Annotated in this window: 11 protein-coding genes and 1 CRISPR repeat array; all 11 genes read left to right on the top strand. The window is 48.6% G+C overall.

Annotated elements, in window-relative coordinates:
- The first annotated feature begins 9 nt into the window (after positions 1-9).
- The 11 genes from C5S61_RS13260 to C5S61_RS13210 all read left to right on the top strand — a co-directional run bounded on the left by C5S61_RS13260 (position 10) and on the right by C5S61_RS13210 (position 19,039).
- Complete coding sequence (locus C5S61_RS13260) at positions 10-1,374, top strand: cytochrome P450 (RefSeq protein WP_110515529.1); 1,365 nt, start codon at positions 10-12, stop codon at positions 1,372-1,374.
- A 305-nt stretch (positions 1,375-1,679) separates the two neighbouring features.
- Positions 1,680-2,204, top strand: coding sequence for a GNAT family N-acetyltransferase (locus C5S61_RS13255; RefSeq protein WP_110515528.1), 525 nt, complete (start codon positions 1,680-1,682; stop codon positions 2,202-2,204).
- Positions 2,205-2,417: 213 nt separating this feature from the next.
- Positions 2,418-5,372: a type I-D CRISPR-associated protein Cas10d/Csc3 gene (gene cas10d, locus C5S61_RS13250; protein WP_110515527.1), complete on the top strand. Its 2,955-nt coding sequence runs from the start codon at positions 2,418-2,420 to the stop codon at positions 5,370-5,372.
- A 31-nt stretch (positions 5,373-5,403) separates the two neighbouring features.
- Complete coding sequence (gene cas7d / locus C5S61_RS13245; protein WP_110515526.1) at positions 5,404-6,396, top strand: type I-D CRISPR-associated protein Cas7/Csc2; 993 nt, start codon at positions 5,404-5,406, stop codon at positions 6,394-6,396.
- Positions 6,397-6,398: 2 nt separating this feature from the next.
- A complete protein-coding gene (gene cas5d, locus C5S61_RS13240) occupies positions 6,399-7,160 on the top strand; it encodes a type I-D CRISPR-associated protein Cas5/Csc1 (RefSeq protein WP_110515525.1) in 762 nt (253 codons plus the stop codon).
- A complete protein-coding gene (gene cas3 / locus C5S61_RS13235) occupies positions 7,157-9,493 on the top strand; it encodes a type I-D CRISPR-associated helicase Cas3' (RefSeq protein ID WP_110515524.1) in 2,337 nt (778 codons plus the stop codon). The genes cas5d and cas3 overlap by 4 nt, the downstream gene beginning before the upstream one ends.
- An 11-nt stretch (positions 9,494-9,504) precedes the next feature.
- Positions 9,505-10,329: a CRISPR-associated endoribonuclease Cas6 gene (gene cas6, locus C5S61_RS13230; RefSeq protein WP_110515523.1), complete on the top strand. Its 825-nt coding sequence runs from the start codon at positions 9,505-9,507 to the stop codon at positions 10,327-10,329.
- The gene (gene cas4, locus C5S61_RS13225) at positions 10,326-10,943 is read left to right on the top strand and encodes a CRISPR-associated protein Cas4 (RefSeq protein ID WP_110515522.1); all 618 of its coding nucleotides are present in this window, start codon (positions 10,326-10,328) and stop codon (positions 10,941-10,943) included. Before cas6 ends, cas4 begins: the two co-directional genes overlap by 4 nt.
- 11 nt (positions 10,944-10,954) lie before the next feature.
- Positions 10,955-12,007, top strand: a complete 1,053-nt coding sequence (gene cas1d, locus C5S61_RS13220; RefSeq protein ID WP_110515521.1) for a type I-D CRISPR-associated endonuclease Cas1d — start codon at positions 10,955-10,957, stop codon at positions 12,005-12,007.
- A 3-nt stretch (positions 12,008-12,010) separates the two neighbouring features.
- Complete coding sequence (gene cas2 / locus C5S61_RS13215; RefSeq protein WP_110515520.1) at positions 12,011-12,295, top strand: CRISPR-associated endonuclease Cas2; 285 nt, start codon at positions 12,011-12,013, stop codon at positions 12,293-12,295.
- 223 nt (positions 12,296-12,518) lie between these two features.
- Positions 12,519-18,739: direct repeats of the CRISPR family, unit length 37 nt; unit sequence GTTCAATAAATACCGAATCCCTGCAAGGGATTAAAAC.
- A 120-nt stretch (positions 18,740-18,859) separates the two neighbouring features.
- Positions 18,860-19,039: a hypothetical protein gene (locus tag C5S61_RS13210; protein WP_110515519.1), complete on the top strand. Its 180-nt coding sequence runs from the start codon at positions 18,860-18,862 to the stop codon at positions 19,037-19,039.
- The last annotated feature ends 104 nt before the right edge of the window (positions 19,040-19,143 follow it).

Below are 19,143 nucleotides of genomic sequence, written 5' to 3'. Positions count from 1 at the left end.
GTTTTTGTTATGACAACCGCCGTTCGTTCAATCCCACATCGGCGCAGCCGTTTGGCGCTTGATATTGCGCTTGAGGTCAAACGCCAAGGAACACTCCAATTTTTTGAATCAACCTGGCGACGCTATGGCGATCTCGCGCATTTGCAACTTGGCTCGCAAGATATGTTTTTGATTGTGCACCCTGATCATGTCAAACGGGTGATGGTTGAGCAACGCGATACCTATTCGAAAAAAGCGAGCTATGAAGGCGTGCGCAAACTGTTATTGGGCGATGGCTTGGTGGCAAGCACTGGCAGCTTGTGGCGGCGGCAACGCAAACTGATGGCTCCGTTTTTCACGCCCCGCTCAATCGAAACCTACTTGCCAATTATGGTTGACGATGGGGTTTGGTTTCGCGAGCGCTGGTCTGCTGCCGCCAAACAGGGCGAGCCGCTCGATATTCTGACCGAAATGTCGGTGCTGACGGCCTCGATCATTCTCAAAAGTATGTTTACCCTCGAAGCCGACGAAACGATTGCTTGGGTCAAACATGCCGTCGAAACCATGATTGGCTTTGCATCAAGCCGCCAAATGAACCCGTTGCATGCGCCCTTGTGGATGCCAACACCCAAAAATCGCGCCTACTTGGATGCCCGCAAACGGGTTAATGACTATATTCAAGGCATCATCGCCGAGCGTCAACGCCAAGCGCCAGAGCACTGGCCCAACGATTTGCTCACCCGTATGATGCAAGCCCGCGATGAGGAAACCGGCGAGCCAATGTCAACGGTTTTATTGCGCGATGAAGCAATTACGGTCTTTTTTGCAGGCCACGAAACCACCGCCCGCACGCTGTCGTTCCTGTGGTATGCCTTGGCCAATAATCCAGAGGTTGCCGAGCGCATGCAGGCCGAAATCGATAGCGTCCTTGGCGACAATCCACCAACGTTGGAGCTGCTCAAGCAATTGCCCTACACCTTGCAAGTCATCAAAGAAACCTTGCGGCTCTATCCCGCTGCGCCGATGTATGCCCGCGATGCAGTTGCAACCGATGAATTTGATGGCATCAAGGTGCCGATTGGCGCACGCATGACCGTCATGCCCTATCTGACCCATCGTCACCCCGATTTCTGGGATGATCCGCTGCGCTTTGACCCTGATCGTTGGTTGCCAGAGCGCGAAGCCCAGCGCCATCCGTTTGCGTATCATCCATTTGCAGCAGGCCAACGGATTTGCATTGGCAATAATTTCTCGTTATTTGAATCGCATGTGATTGTGGCCATGCTTGCCCGCCATTTTGCCCTGCGCAACGTGCCCGGCCATACGCCCCAAATTTGGATGGACGGTACGCTCGGCTCGCGTAATGGCTTGCCAATGTTCATCACCCAACGCTAGGATGCTGGTGATTGGTTTAAGATCCCCTCACCCCAACCCCTCTCCCGTGCGCGGGCGCGGGGCTTTTTTTGCGTGGTTCTTGCATGAGTTGTCATGAAAACGCGGGCGAGGGGCGTTCATTCCGTGGTTCTGTCGCAATGTTTGGTGAACAATGGTCGGCTCCCCCTCGCCCGCGTTTAGTGGGAGAGGGGGTTGGGGGGGTGAGGGAATGAATGGTTAATAGCTCATCATGCTGCGTTACTTGCGAGCTGCCAACCAACGCAGTACGATAGCCAAAGAACCAAATTTTTGCGCAAGGAATGAGCATGACCAACATTCACTTTAGCCGCCTCACTGAACCAACTACCGCAATCGCTGAGGCGTTTACGCGTTGGGAAAATGACCAACAAATTAATTATCTCGCCCGCCTAAATCGCAATCAAGCAGATTTAAATGCCTTTAAGGAAGTAACGGTTGCGAGCTTAGCACAACGCATTCAAGATACAGCAATCTATCTAATTTATGCTGATCAGCGCTTAATTGGCGAAATGAGTTATCAAATTGATCCGCCGCTGCTTTTGCAGCACGAAGCAAATAGCGCTTGGATTGGGATTACGATTGGCGAGAGCCAAGCACGCGGCAAAGGTATTGGCAACCAAGCCCTCGACTATTTAGAGCAACAAATTGCTGCCCAAGGCCTCAAGCGCATTGAACTAGGCGTGTTCGAATTTAACCAGCCAGCGTTTGCACTCTACACAAAACGGGGCTACCGCGAAATTGGCCGCATCAACGAGTTTACCTACTGGCAAGAACGCATGTGGGCCGACATTCGCATGGAAAAACGCTTCTAGCATACGCCGACTACCCTCACACTCCGCTAAATCCTGCATCAGCTTCAATCTGCAATCGCCCAACAGCGCATGGATTGGCAAAATTCGTGGCCAAATTCCATGCGCTCAAGCAAAAATGGACATCCAGTGTCCGCAGCATCGTGTATACTAGATTTAAAACATCACAGCAAGCAATTACATCCTCTCACGTTATAGTGCGTTTCAGGAGGCAGCATGGATGATGAAGCAATTTTGAATGCAGAAGCGGAGGAAGCAGCCAGCGACGCAACACCCATCGACCCCAAATTCTTTGACCTTTTACTCGGCCCAGCCCCAAACGAGGAGGATTTATTCGAACGCTATCGTAAATATGTGATCAATGATGGCTTATTGCCCTACAAACAGGTTATTCAATATAGCCTGAGCGAAGGTGGCAAGGCAGGCGAATCGCTGTATAACCACGTTTTGAATGGCATCTTGGTGCTTCAGCATTTGCGCGGCCTGTTACAACTCAGCGACGAAGAAACCAAGGTTTTGTTTACCGCCTTCACAATCCACGACATCAATAAAGTTCAAGCAAGCGAGCAGTATCAGAGCTATTTAGAGCTAACCAAGCCCAATAATGTTGTGCACGAGATGAGCAACGTTAAACTTGATGAGTTTTTCGAGGGCTACGAAGCCTATCTCAACGATATTATTAGCCTGATGCAACGCCATTCAGGCCATACTTGGACTGGCGTGCAAGCCCTCAATTTGAACAATCAGCCGAAATTCAAATTGCCCATGGATCGGCTCGATAAACTTGTGTTGCTCATGCGGGCAGCAGATGGCATCGATTTGTCGCAAACCCTCGAAGAACAACGCCATAAAGATCAGTTTCTGCATTCGATCAACACATTTAGCAACCAACAATATACCTTTTGGCGGCATCGCGTGGCCGAACAGCGCGGCAGTTTTAGCAACATTATCCACAATGCAGTGGTCGAGGAAATTAACCAACGCTTCGGCCTCATCCCATTGCTCTATTATCCCGATGGCGTGGCCTATCTCCAACCAAAAGGTCACAAGCCAACCCTAGATTCGACGGTGCGTTCAGCGATTGCCGCCCGCGTGGCCGACACAATTAATGAAATGACCAGCGCAGGCTTTCGCGAGTTTATTCGTGCAATCAACATGGGCATCACCGTTGATCGCAAATGCTTAGAACTCAATCTGCCATTCGCCAAAATTCTGGCCGCGATTGATGCTATCATTCAACGCCGCATGGTTAAAGCAGATAAAATGCAAGCACTCAACGAAGCATCAATCAAACGCACCCGCGAGCTGCTTGCCAAACGCCAAGCCAAGGCAGCCAATCCAAGCGATCAGCAAGCAACCAAGCAGGCAATCGAAGCCATTTTAGAACGTGGCCCCGTGCCGCAAACCAATAGCCAGTTGCAGCTTGGCGAGCTAATTCGCAGCTACTACATTTTTCTCATCGAGCATTGCGAGCAGGCAATTCCCGATGCATGGCAGCATCTCTATCAATTACTCGATCTTCCAGCAGAGCGTTGGGCGGTCTACGATGGCTTTGATGCCCGCATGGATCGCGCCTATGCAATTGCCACCGAACTGCAACTAACCAGCGAACAGCTCTATACCAACATTGAAGCCGATGGCAGCAGGCTGATCGATAGCCAAACCACGAGCGACCCACGCTTAGCAACGATTGATGCCTATTTGCAACATGTGTTGGTGTTTGATGGGCAGGAGCGCAGCGCCGCTGATTTTGCTGGCAGCCTGCCCAATTATGTGCGCCAAAATTACAAACAATGTGTCCAATGTAGCCTGCCAATGAAAACCGACAAATGGGGTTCGGCCAATGTGCGCTCCGACATCAAAATTCAAATGTTCTCAAATCGGCTGGTTGGCGGCCCAGGCGAGCCAGTTAAACACATTTGCGAGCTGTGCTTAATCCAATATTTGGTCGAAAAGCTCAACTATCGTGAGATCAGTGGCGAGCGTACCATCTATTTGCACATGTTTCCCTACTCGTTTTTGCCAGCGCCATTACTCGAAAGCTTACGCTCAACCTTTCAGCATTTGACTCGTGAAGATACGCTGACCGGAGCTGTGCGCTTGAACGATGTGAGCACAGCAATCTTGGCTATTGCCCAAAAGCGTGCGCCAACCCTGAATTTCACCATGCGCACCAAGGCCGATAAAGCCCAGCCTTATGGTTTGTATAGCCCGCGCTATAGCAAAACACTTGGCGGTTTAATCACCTTGCCGCTCAATCCTGCAGGCGAAACCGATACAGAGCGCTTTCTCTTTGCCTTGCAACACGCCTTGTTATTGCAGCATCATTTTGGCTGCAAGGTTTTGCTCAGCGCTGCCGCCGTGCCACCACTTAGCAAAGAAGCCTTTGGCGATGTGTATGTTGATTTGACTCCGCTGCATGCCCGTGGCTTCGTGCGCCAAAACGATTACGAATATTTCGCCCAAAAATCCAAAGACCCAGGCAGTTTAAGCAAACTCTGGCAACAACTTGAATGGTTGTATCAAATTCGTGAGGTTGTGGCGCTGGCCAATGCCGATCCGGTTGTCGATTTTATTGGGGCAATGGCCGATCATCCGCTGCGCATTTTTTACTTGGCCGAAAAATATGCCGAAGCCAAAGCTGGCCATCAGGCCTCAGTTTGGTTGATCCGCACGCTGTTCCAACCAGTCCGAGCTTTAGCCCTTAGTATGGAGGATCGCTTGATGAAAGATCTTGACATAGCACTCAATCGGCTAGCCGAAATTGCCCGCCAAGGCAATTTACGCGGCTCCTCGTGGAAAAAAAGTTCAATGCTCACAGCCTTGGATGAAGTGCTGCGCAAAATTAATCTGCAAAGCGAAGAGTTAAATCCTGCGGTGCTTCAAGCAGCAGCCATTGAAGATATGTATCAGCACATTCAACGCACCCGCACGTTGAGCGGCTTTAAGAGTGGCAAGAAGCTACTCGCCGCCTGCGAAGCTTTTGTCCAAATATTTTTCAGCGATATTTATTATGGCGTGTATGCAGGCAAACCTGCGCGCTTGCTCAACCACGAAAAAGTTTTGCGCTCAGCCTATCACTTTTATCTGCAACAACATTTCCGCGCCAAACCACTCAGCGCCGAAGAAGCCCAAGCAGAAGGTCTCAACGATAGCAACGAAACTGAATAATTGTTTTTGCATTGATTAAGGAGCATCAAGAATGAGCATTTTGAACAACTACCAAAACCACCTGATCGACCAGTACAATCCCTATCCGCATGGCCGTTTTGTTAGCATCTTTATTCTGCGCCACGTCGAATCTGAGGCCATGTTTCGCACCGAAGGCAGCGGCGAGCCACTTAACCGCGAATTTGTTTTTGCTGGTAAGGAGGGCGGCGATAACCAATTAATTCAACGGGTTGTCATCAGCAAGCGCAAACAAGTTGCTGTCGAGCGGCGCATGGGCCGCGAATTGCTGCGCGAATATCAGCTTTTGCACACCACGCCCAAGGCCAATGCGATCTGCTCGCTCAACACCAACAACCCTTGCGAACGCTGTATCGATTGTATGGTCTATGGCTATGCTGCTGGTGGCGGCGGAGCGCAACGCTCACGGGTCATCACCGACGATGCCTTCAGTTTGCACCCTGCTGCAACGATTATTGGCACGCGCCAATTCAATGCCTTGTTCGATAACAGCACCATGCGCAACCCCGAAACTGGCGATGCCTCGACTAGTATTGGCACCGATGAATATGTCAAGCCCGAAAGTGTCTTTCTCGATATTGAAACCCTCAAGGATGTCAGCGCCGATGAATTACGCTATATCGTTGGCAATATTCTGCGCTCAAGCCGCTATGGCGCAATCTCCTCGCGCATTGGCAAAACCCGCAATCACGTTGTTGGCATGGCCTGGAGCAATTGCGAATTGTTCTCTAACCTTGAGTGGGTGCAACATACCTACGATTTATTGCGCGGCGACGAGTATGAACCGTCGTTTCCACTCCACACCAGCACGATTAACAACGCCGCCCAACAAGCCATGCAAGCGCTGCGACAACGAGTCATTGGCCAAGTTACCTGGTTGAGCGAAGCAGAACGTGAAAGTTTGGTTGCCGAATTGGGCCAAATCTATGCCGACCCTGAACAGCTCAAAACCATGCTCTCGCGGCTGGCAGCCAGTTATCCTGCTACTCAGAAAAAAGGGAAATAACCATGGTACAGATTTATCGCTGTCGGCTGGTGTTGCAAGAGCCAACCTTTTTTAGCAGCCGTGAAATTAGCAATTTGTATCAAACTGAGGCCTTTATTGGGCATATCGCCTTGGCCTATGCCTTGGGCTTAGCACCCAGCCGCTACTACAACGATGGCAAAACCATCTACTATCAACAAGATTTGGCAGCGTTAAATCAGGCAGGTGTCTATTTGACACCTGCCACGATTACCGATGCAGCCAAATTTAGCCTTGGTCAATTCAATGCCCAAGCAGAAAGCTATTGGTTTGCCATGGGCAATAACGCCATCATTACCGCGCCCGAAGGCACATGGGCCGAACGCAATGGCAGCTCGTGGTATATCCACGATGGCGTGAGCACACCAAAAAAAGTACGGGTCGAGAATCGCCCGCAATTTGGCCGCATTCGAGCACTGGCCATTGGCACAAGCGCCGAGTTTTATGCCATCAGTCAAAGCGATCTGCGCCTGCCCAGCTATTTGCGGCTTGGCAAATGGATGAGTAAGGCTTTTCTGCAAAGCCAGCCTGTCACGATTCGCGCAGAAAGCGCTGGCGGAAGCATCCCATTTTTGCTGGCAGGAGCCGATCTCAACCCAGCATGTCGCTTATTGGCCTTTGATGTGTTGCATGTGCCGCCAACGCCATTAATTCGCAATAGCCATGTGCAAGGCCCATGCTATGAACTTGATGATGGCAAGTTGCTGCCCAAAGGTATGGCCTTTAATCTGGAGGCCTTCAAATGATCACGATTCAATTAACCGGGCATGCAGAAAAATTGGCTCCAGCAGCGGCTATTCCAGCCTATCGCGGCGCTACACCATTGCTTTATCATCAAGTGCGCACTTACCAAGCGCTTGAACAAACGCCATTGGTGATGAATACCTATGCGACTGGCACTGGCAAAACCAACGCTGCACTGTTGCGCTTGCTGCACCCAGCCCAACAAGGCCACAATACCTTGATTATTGCGCCAACTAATGCCCTGATTGAGCAGCATTGCGCCGATGCTCAGGCCTTTATCGATGCCAACAACATTCCAATGCGTGCAGTTCCGATTAATGCTGCGACAATCCGCGCGATCAGCAGCGAAACCAGGCGCGGCGAAATTTTGCAGCGCCTCATCGCCAACCCCTTGACGTTCAATCAAGAACTTGGGCTACCAGATGATGCTGAAAAACTGCCATTCGTGGCAGTCGCCAACCCCGATATTTTCTACTTGGCGCTCTATTTTCGCTATGGCCGCTTGGATCAGCGCAATGTCTGGGAGAAATTTATTCGCCAATTTCGCTATATTGTGATCGATGAATTTCACTATTACGATACCAAGCAATTTAGCAACTTCTTGTTTTTCTTCAAGCTCTGGCACGAATGGGGCTATTTTGCTGCTGGCTATAAAATTTGCTTGCTCTCAGCCACACCACGCAATGCAGTCTATCGCTATCTAAATCAACTATTTGGGGCTGATGGCTGGCAACGCGTTGGCCCCGATAACGAGCCAGCAAGCAGCGCCGATTTGCCGACAACGCCAACCTTGACACCGCTAACCTTGCAGATTCACAATGCCAATCTTGAAGAATGGCTGCAAACTCAAAGCCAGGTTATTGACGATTGGCAGGCAAATGCGCTCGATAGCGTGATTATTAGCAGCAGTCTTGGCAAAATCAACCGCATATATGCTAGCTTACGCCAGCTGAAGCCAGTTCGCATCACTGGGCCAGAGCCGCCCGAGCATCGGCGCTTGGTGCGGCCCATTATTCTGGCTACGCCCACGGTCGATATTGGCTACAACTTTGGGCGGCCAGGCAAAACGCGCCAAAGCATCGATCGCTTAATCTGCGATGCGAAATTTGGCGATGAACTAACCCAGCGGATTGGCCGCGCAGGCCGCGTATTAGGTCGCGCCGAAACAACCATCCCAAGCGAAGCCCATGTTTTTGTCAGCGAAGAAGCGTTTGCAGCGCTCAAACCTTGGGATCAACAGACCCTCAATCGCGCCGAATGGGCCACGCTTATTCAGCAGCTTGAACAACTACCAGCTAAACATCAACTCGAAGGCTATATCAACCAATATGCCTTGCTCGAAAGTTTTTATCCTTTGCTCAAAGTACAGCAACTAACGCCCAAAGACGATCCTGATCAAGAGGCCTTGTTTGAGGCAATGCGGGAGATTTTTGCCCCCACCAGTAAACGCACGTTCAAGAGTTTTCGCCATGTATATCAGCTGTATGAGGAGCGCGAACAATGGCTCAAGCTCACCGCTAGCGCCAAGTGGGCCGATCGTAATGCAGTTGCCAAGCATTATGCCAAATACCTTAATTGGCTTGCGTCAACAAAATCTATCCAACAAGAAGTTTCGCCGCAGCAAGTGCGCCCCATTCTTGATTCGCGCTTGATTGGCCATGAAAAGCCGCAAACCGAGCTGATCGATTTTATCGAATCGCAGGTAGCAATTACCAAGGCGCTGTTTAATTTTCGCGAGGCGTGGCAAGGCCCAAAAGCAGCAATTTACGATCCGAAACAGTTGCTTTCCAGCCAAACCCTCAACTATTTTGATCTCTTTCACGTTTTTTGTAATTATGAGGTGACGATCTATCGCTCAAAAGCTCACTTTGAGCAGGATGCTGGCCCCAGTGAAACGGCAGCTGTCTATCTGCAAATTATGCAGCATCGACCGACCCAGCTTGGTTTAGCCTTCGACTATCCTAACCTTGATCAGCTTGAGCAAAAAATCTTTGAAGAACGCTATTGCAACGCGATTGTTGGCCTCAAGGGCCTAGGATTAAGTGCGTTTGAATATGCGACTCGGCTGGTTGTACCCACGCCATCAGCCATTTATAACGCGGTTCAAACCAACTCAATTCCCTGTTTGATTGTTGATCAAACCAGCGTGAGTGCCTTGATTCGGGTCTTGCAGGCTGGCCCGATCTTTCGCCGACGCTTAAACGTTGATTTTAATGGAATGTTCGAAGAATACAGCATGGTAACCGGAACTGCGGCTTTTCATGTTATCCCCGAACTCAAACGCCACTTTCTAATGCGCCAAAAACGAGTCAACGATCAGCCAATTTTGTTGTAAGAGGAGCCACAATGCTTGCCCAACCAGAATTAATTGCCTGTGTGCTTGAATTAACTGCTGCTCATGGCACGCAGCTTGAGCGAACCCAAGGCCATCGGGCGCATGCGCTGTTTTTAGAGTTGATCAAAGCGAGCGATCCTGCGTTATCGGAACAATTGCATGCAGCCAGTCAAACCAAGCCCTGGACAGTTACGCCGCTGCCTCAGCAGGCTCGCCGTTTACACAATGGCGAAAGCTATCCACTGCGGGTTGCGTTTCTGCAAGCAAATTTATATTGGCCCTTTGCTCAGAGCTTTTTGCAGCGGCCACAGCAACAATTACGCTTGGGCAGCAGCAACTTCAAGCTGCACGCGATTCATACCACCAGCCAGGATAGCGCTTGGGCCGGCACCAGCACGTGGCAAACCTTGGTTGACCAAGCCCAAGCCAGCGATGAAGTTACGCTGTGGTTTGCCACGCCAACCTGCTTCAAATTGGGCCGTGATAGGACAGGCAAACAGCGCATTGGCGTGCTTCCCGATGGCCAAAGCGTCTTTCAATCGTTGCTACGGCGTTGGAACGCCTTTGCCCCAACGCCATTGGCAAGCTGCGAGCAATTAGAACAATTTGATATTCAGATTAAACGCTATCAATTACACACCGATATGCTACATGCCCAAAATAAACAACTCGGCTTCCTCGGCAAGGTCTGCTACAAACTGGCAGGCGATCTGCACGAACGGCGAATTTTGACAACCCTTGCCGATGCAGCCATGTACCTTGGCGTTGGCGCTAAAACAACCCAAGGTATGGGCTTGGTCCAACGGCTCAAAACCAAACAGCAGGAGCAAGAATGAATGCCTTTGAGCCAGATTATGTGCCAATTGCCATGCTCAATGCCTTAGCCTATTGCCCACGCCGCTTTGGCTACGAATATTTGCAAGCAGAAATGCTGATTAATGAATTTGTCGCTGATGGCCAAATTCTGCACAGCAGCGTTGATGCTGGTGGCCGCACCTGGATTGCAGGCGAGGTGCAGGAACGCTCGGTCTATGTGTGCAGTCAACGCTGGCGCATCACGGGCATTGTCGATTTATTGGCGAACGATCAGGGCGAATTATGCCCAGTTGAATACAAACGTGGCAAACTTGGCCGTTGGCGCAATGATCATGTGCAACTTTGTGCCCAAGCCCTGTGTTTAGAAGAAATGTTTGCCTGCACAATCAACCAAGGCTTTATTTTTTCGTGGGCCAATCGGCGGCGCGAACGGGTGGAGTTTGACCCTGAGCTGCGCCAGCAAACAATCGCCGTGATCGAGCAAGCGCATACATTATGTCAAAACAACCAACTGCCAGCGCCAACCAGCCAAAAAGCCAAATGCCGTGATTGCAGCCTGCAACCATTATGTTTACCTGATGAAGTTCGCCATTTAACGACCAATCCAAACCCGCTGAGCGAGGCAAACGATTAAAGGAGTGGCCCATGCAAACACTCTATCTTTCGGAGCAATATAGTATTGTCAAACGTGAAGGCGAGGCCTTGCGGGTTGAAATTCCCGAAGATCAAACGCTCGGTCGCCAGCGCCAAGTTGTGCGCATTCCATTAAATGTGATTGATCGGGTTGTAGTGCAAGGCGAAATAACCCTGACTGCTTCAGCGCTTACCAGCCTCCTTGAACGGCGAATTTGCACCCATTTTTTGAGCTATACAGGGCGCTCGCAGGGTGCGCTCACGCCTGATCCGACCCGCAATGCCACATTGCGGTTAGCGCAGTATGCAGCCCATACCGACATCAGCCAACGCTTTAGCCTGGCACGCGCCTTTATTGATGGCAAATTGCGCAATCTTCGCACCCAAATCTTGCGTTTTAATCGCTCCCAACGCGAGCCACGCCTCAGCCACGCAATTGAACACCTACGATCAGCCCATCGTGATTTACATGGCTTAGCGATCCCAGCAACCTACGATCCACTTGATCGCATGCATGGGCTTGGCCCAATTTTTGGCTGTGAAGGTCAAGGCAGTGCCGCCTATTGGGATTGTTGGAGCGTATTGCTTAACCAGCCATGGGAGTGGAATGGTCGTCGCCGTCGCCCGCCGCCTGATGCGGTCAATGCCCTGTTATCGTATGGCTATGTTATTCTGACCAGCCAAGTTTTGAGCCAATTGGCGATTGTGGGCTTTGACCCCTACATTGGCTTGCTGCATCAATCGAGTTTTGGCAAGCCCGCCTTGGCGCTCGATCTCATGGAAGAATTCCGCCCAGTGATTGTCGATTCAGTCGTGCTGAGTGTACTTAACACCAAAATTCTCAACAAACAACATTTTCAGCACGAGCCTGGCAGCGTTCAATTGAGCAAAGAAGGGCGTAAACTCTTTTTGACCAAGCTCGAAGAACGTTTCAGCAGCGAAATTCAACACCCAATTTTTGGCTATCGCGTCAGCTATCGGCGCTGTATCGAATTGCAGGCGCGTCTGCTGGCCAAAGCGCTGATGGGCGAAATTCAACACTATATTCCATTTCTCGTGAGGTAAACGATGGCTGATAGCACGCTCTACATCATTGCCTACGACATACCCAACGATCAGCGACGCAGCAAAATTCACAAATTGCTATGCGGCTATGGCTACTGGACCCAATATTCATTGTTTGAATGTTGGCTAACCAAACGCCATTTGGTAGAATTACGCGCGAAACTTAATCGAATCGTTGAGCCTGCGCTCGACACCGTTCGGCTTTATCGAGTTTGCGGGGCGTGTGTTGAGCAAGCGATTACGTTTGGCAGCCCACAGCCACGTGAAGCGATTACGATTATTCTTTAGCCAAAAATTGATCGAGCGGCGTAGTGCATGCAAGCCTCAGCCTGCGCTGCTCGATCAAACACCAAAAGATGCTATTGGCTTTCAGAAAGGCCTAGATGATATTCAAGTGTCAAGCATTTATGCAAACAACCTGCGTGCTCCCAGAGCAGCGAGCAGCAAACGTGCCTGCTGCTCGATCGAGCGTCATTTTGGTGTGGTATAATGCGGCCAGAATCGAGGGGCGGTTCAATAAATACCGAATCCCTGCAAGGGATTAAAACATGCTGCATAGTAAACGCATCTAAGATTGCTGTGGTTCAATAAATACCGAATCCCTGCAAGGGATTAAAACGTCAGTAGCTTAGTGGTAGAGCTGGTAGCTGTGTTCAATAAATACCGAATCCCTGCAAGGGATTAAAACTTACCCGCGCATCATACCTACTTATGGACGTGTTCAATAAATACCGAATCCCTGCAAGGGATTAAAACCGATAACGAAGGGAATGTGATTATTGCATGCCGGTTCAATAAATACCGAATCCCTGCAAGGGATTAAAACAATGTGGGATAACTAGAGGAAAATGGGCGGATGTTCAATAAATACCGAATCCCTGCAAGGGATTAAAACGGAAATGGCCGACGATGGCAGAATATCCACCAGTTCAATAAATACCGAATCCCTGCAAGGGATTAAAACTGGAGTGTGGAAAACGCCTCGCGCCTTTCACGCGTTCAATAAATACCGAATCCCTGCAAGGGATTAAAACATTGCCAAACGCAAGCAGATTTTGATCTGTAATCCCATGTTCAATAAATACCGAATCCCTGCAAGGGATTAAAACGCTCAGTTTTTGAATCAATGGCACGCTCAAGGTGTAGGTTCAATAAATACCGAATCCCTGCAAGGGATTAAAACCCGTCTATTGGATAGTACCTATAAATCAAATTGAGGTTCAATAAATACCGAATCCCTGCAAGGGATTAAAACTATTTTGGAATTGGAATCCAGAGCGGAAGCATAAATGTTCAATAAATACCGAATCCCTGCAAGGGATTAAAACTTGATCGTGAGCGTGAGGCCTGCTTGGCTCGGCTTGTTCAATAAATACCGAATCCCTGCAAGGGATTAAAACATTAAGTCTAAGTGCCGCGTAATCAAGGCTTGGTCAGTTCAATAAATACCGAATCCCTGCAAGGGATTAAAACCTTTTGGCCATGGTAACGCTGAAACAACGGGACTAGTTCAATAAATACCGAATCCCTGCAAGGGATTAAAACATTCCTATGGCTAGGGATAGATGGAGCAGCCTAAGTTCAATAAATACCGAATCCCTGCAAGGGATTAAAACGTCAATATCTCTGTATTCCATGGCCCCTCTTGGCGTTCAATAAATACCGAATCCCTGCAAGGGATTAAAACCAATCGTAATCAAACACCTCCCACGTCACTTTATGTTCAATAAATACCGAATCCCTGCAAGGGATTAAAACTCCACAAGTCACGCGCCCAGCCAACCGCTGGCACGGGTTCAATAAATACCGAATCCCTGCAAGGGATTAAAACGGAGATGAGACACAAATCCCCGAGCCACTGACGACATGTTCAATAAATACCGAATCCCTGCAAGGGATTAAAACATGACCACTTGGCCATTGACCTCGAACACCAGCACTGTTCAATAAATACCGAATCCCTGCAAGGGATTAAAACCTGACGAAGGCGCAGAAATGGCCGGACTTAGGCCAGTTCAATAAATACCGAATCCCTGCAAGGGATTAAAACATGCGCTCTGGCTTCCACCATGGCCAACTCATGGGGTTCAATAAATACCGAATCCCTGCAAGGGATTAAAACATTAATCAACCGAAGGGCTGGCACGCCGTTCATGTTCAATAAATACCGAATCCCTGCAAGGGATTAAAACTGATGTGAATCGCCATACCTGGACGGTACAGCTTCGGTTCAATAAATACCGAATCCCTGCAAGGGATTAAAACTGGTGGCTGGCAGTGGCTTGCAACTCACAGGCAGTTCAATAAATACCGAATCCCTGCAAGGGATTAAAACTCCTCAAAACGATAGTACCGTCTACTGTATCATGGGTTCAATAAATACCGAATCCCTGCAAGGGATTAAAACGGCAGTATGCGACGGTGCGCGAATCACGAGAGTTGGTTCAATAAATACCGAATCCCTGCAAGGGATTAAAACTGCGCCTTGATAGACCTTCTCACAGTAGAAGCGGTTCAATAAATACCGAATCCCTGCAAGGGATTAAAACCTTGTCGCTACGCTATCGCAACATTCCATGGCGCATGTTCAATAAATACCGAATCCCTGCAAGGGATTAAAACCCACCACAAAAATCCACACGCAAGGCATGTAAAGTTCAATAAATACCGAATCCCTGCAAGGGATTAAAACGATTGCCTTTGGGACACATCCGCTGGCACTCTGTTCAATAAATACCGAATCCCTGCAAGGGATTAAAACTTGGTTTGGGGATAGGTTGCGACGACCCGACCGAGGTTCAATAAATACCGAATCCCTGCAAGGGATTAAAACTTGTCGCATAGCGGGCATGTTTTCCACAGGTATTGTTCAATAAATACCGAATCCCTGCAAGGGATTAAAACTTCCGGTAAATCACTCAGTATTGTCATGCTGGCTGTTCAATAAATACCGAATCCCTGCAAGGGATTAAAACTCGTACATATCGCGCCATTTATCGCCATCAAGCTGTTCAATAAATACCGAATCCCTGCAAGGGATTAAAACCTTTAGCCTTGGCCACCGGCGCGCCGGAAGCGCTTATGTTCAATAAATACCGAATCCCTGCAAGGGATTAAAACCTCCATTGTCGTTGGCCGCCCGTCGGGCCAGCCTGGGTTCAATAAATACCGAATCCCTGCAAGGGATTAAAACTCGACGATAACGAAGCATACGAGCTGGCCCAAGAAGGTTCAATAAATACCGAATCCCTGCAAGGGATTAAAACGGAATATGATCGCGCCGGCGGTCAACACTGCCAAAACGTTCAATAAATACCGAATCCCTGCAAGGGATTAAAACGGGAAAAGTTTAGCTACCTGCGAAAGTCGCATGAAGGTTCAATAAATACCGAATCCCTGCAAGGGATTAAAACCAGCGGTTGCCATTCGTTCGATTCGTGGCTTGGGGTTCAATAAATACCGAATCCCTGCAAGGGATTAAAACATTGGGATAGGCACGATCAGGCTTATCGTTATGGCGTTCAATAAATACCGAATCCCTGCAAGGGATTAAAACCGCTCGTATTTGGTGTGCTCACAATTAAGTTGTAGTTCAATAAATACCGAATCCCTGCAAGGGATTAAAACCAAGATCTGCTTTATTTTTACCTTGCTTAATTTTGTTCAATAAATACCGAATCCCTTGCAGGGATTAAAACGATTTTATTTATTGAATGGAGTTAGATATGGCACGCTGTTCAATAAATACCGAATCCCTGCAAGGGATTAAAACGAGCTAGCGATCCTGCCGAATTTATCGGCAAGTAGGTTCAATAAATACCGAATCCCTGCAAGGGATTAAAACGTGCTACGAACTGATGCGTCAACACACAATCATCTGTGTTCAATAAATACCGAATCCCTGCAAGGGATTAAAACTCGCGTTATCGTCCTATCGTCGTTTAAGGTACGTTAGTTCAATAAATACCGAATCCCTGCAAGGGATTAAAACGCCAAATACGTCCACGTAGCCTTGCATCTGGTCAAGTTGTTCAATAAATACCGAATCCCTGCAAGGGATTAAAACAGCCCGTAAACCACCCAGGCAACAAAGCCAACGTTCAATAAATACCGAATCCCTGCAAGGGATTAAAACGTGCGGCTCGGCTGCTATCAGGCGTAGCTTTTGGTTCAATAAATACCGAATCCCTGCAAGGGATTAAAACCCTATCAACTGTTCAATCAACAATCGGATCGCCTGACGTTCAATAAATACCGAATCCCTGCAAGGGATTAAAACCGAAGGATTTTGCGGAACGCGGGCATGATCGCCTTGGTTCAATAAATACCGAATCCCTGCAAGGGATTAAAACGCACCAGTAAAACCATGCACCTGTGAAGCTGGGAGGTTCAATAAATACCGAATCCCTGCAAGGGATTAAAACTTTGCGCTTGGGAAAGTCTTGGACGATCTTCTGAATGTTCAATAAATACCGAATCCCTGCAAGGGATTAAAACATCTTGCGTCCGCCAATGGCAGCGGCCATGAGGTTCAATAAATACCGAATCCCTGCAAGGGATTAAAACGCTTCGAGATTGGGGGACATGGGCAGCGCTCCTGGTTCAATAAATACCGAATCCCTGCAAGGGATTAAAACTTCGCTCAGCAATTCGGCGCATTCCTCGTAGCGGTCGTTCAATAAATACCGAATCCCTGCAAGGGATTAAAACATTTCGATCATCAGCAAGTGACCCATCAGGGGGTTCAATAAATACCGAATCCCTGCAAGGGATTAAAACTGGACACTGGGATAGCTGGTGTCGTGACATCCAGTTCAATAAATACCGAATCCCTGCAAGGGATTAAAACTCAGCATGTCAACTTTCGTCTTATTCCGTCTTGGCGTTCAATAAATACCGAATCCCTGCAAGGGATTAAAACGCTCATCAAAGCTCCCCAAGGTGCGAAAGCCAAAGTTCAATAAATACCGAATCCCTGCAAGGGATTAAAACAGATGCTCAATGGACACTCCACGCGAGAATTTATGTTCAATAAATACCGAATCCCTGCAAGGGATTAAAACATATTGACCACGCCGCTGCCCAATGGATTGCCCATCAGGTTCAATAAATACCGAATCCCTGCAAGGGATTAAAACTATTCGCAACTGGCAGCCACAGGAGGATTGGGCATGAGTTCAATAAATACCGAATCCCTGCAAGGGATTAAAACAAGCGCAGAATATCGAGATTGTGCCGCCGAATCTTGTTCAATAAATACCGAATCCCTGCAAGGGATTAAAACAAGATGCCTTGTATGGCAATGCAAAAAGCAGCATCGTTCAATAAATACCGAATCCCTGCAAGGGATTAAAACATGAAAGAGATTCTTGACCAAGCGCCAGAGCGCTGCGTTCAATAAATACCGAATCCCTGCAAGGGATTAAAACTATTCGCCGCGCTCATCAACCACAAACGCAACGGGTGTTCAATAAATACCGAATCCCTGCAAGGGATTAAAACCCTTCTCGAAGGCAGCAACCGCAACCTCGCGTAGTTCAATAAATACCGAATCCCTGCAAGGGATTAAAACATGCCAGCGTGAAGCGCGATATAGTCGCCGATCTGGTTCAATAAATACCGAATCCCTGCAAGGGATTAAAACGGCTTCTCACCGCAACTCGATTGCGCAAGGAATTAGTTCAATAAATACCGAATCCCTGCAAGGGATTAAAACTAGTTTGGTAGCAAAGGCTGGTCGGCAAGTCGCTGGCGTTGTTCAATAAATACCGAATCCCTGCAAGGGATTAAAACGGTCGTTCATAAAATCGTTGTGGCCGCTCGTGGTTCAATAAATACCGAATCCCTGCAAGGGATTAAAACTTTTCTCTATCCCTGCACCGTTGGTCGATATTCGGGTTCAATAAATACCGAATCCCTGCAAGGGATTAAAACGAAGCGGCTAAGAAAGCTGCTGCTGATGCCGAGCGGTTCAATAAATACCGAATCCCTGCAAGGGATTAAAACGTGAATTGCACGCCTTCGGCGGTTTGAAGCCCTGGTTCAATAAATACCGAATCCCTGCAAGGGATTAAAACTTGTACTTGGGCGAATGGGGCAGCATCAGCCGCAACTTGGTTCAATAAATACCGAATCCCTGCAAGGGATTAAAACTGGCCGATGCTGACGCTGCCGAGCTGGATCGGTTGAGTTCAATAAATACCGAATCCCTGCAAGGGATTAAAACAACGTTGCCCAAACCGAACTGGAATTGGGCAGCCCGTTCAATAAATACCGAATCCCTGCAAGGGATTAAAACCTTTGAATAAGTGGCTCGGCCAACGTTTTGAAATCCGTTCAATAAATACCGAATCCCTGCAAGGGATTAAAACTGTTGTATTGTGGATGAACGCCCATTCTGGAGCACGTTCAATAAATACCGAATCCCTGCAAGGGATTAAAACGTGGTTGAAGATCGGGCTGCCCCCGTTGTGGCGGAGGTTCAATAAATACCGAATCCCTGCAAGGGATTAAAACTGGCATGAGATATTTCGATAACGACGATTGGCAACCGTTCAATAAATACCGAATCCCTGCAAGGGATTAAAACATTTCTGGTGATTTACGATCAATCCCATAGACACGTTCAATAAATACCGAATCCCTGCAAGGGATTAAAACCTGATTTATGTTGGCAGCGGCGGCGGCATTCCAAAGTTCAATAAATACCGAATCCCTGCAAGGGATTAAAACTTACCCGCTGGCATCCTTACTGCATGACATCGATTGCTACTTGGAACTAAAAAGCTGACTCCATCAACGCTATCCGCTATGATATGGATGCTTAAACCTTAATCCTAGCAGGAGTTCGCGATGGAATCAGCCCCTTTATTATACGCCGATTCGCCAACAGCCCAGTGTATTAGTCCATGGATTCGGCTGCATCTTCCCACCCTGCATCCCGTCGTCCAGCATCGCCTCATCCAGCTCACCACGGGCTTGATGGAAACCGTTGATGTGCGCGTTGAGCAGCTTCCCTCTGTGCTACCATAGGTGAGACAGATCTGGTGTATCAATCTTAAGTCGAGGGCCGCAAGGAGTTCCCATGGCCAGCAAAAAACCAACGCCCGACCAATCGACCCATGACCCTGAAGTTC

It is taken from the genome of Herpetosiphon llansteffanensis (genome assembly GCF_003205875.1).
Taxonomy (GTDB): domain Bacteria; phylum Chloroflexota; class Chloroflexia; order Chloroflexales; family Herpetosiphonaceae; genus Herpetosiphon; species Herpetosiphon llansteffanensis.
The sequence above is the reverse complement of the archived record's forward strand: the minus strand, read 5'-3'. Positions and strand labels throughout refer to the sequence as shown.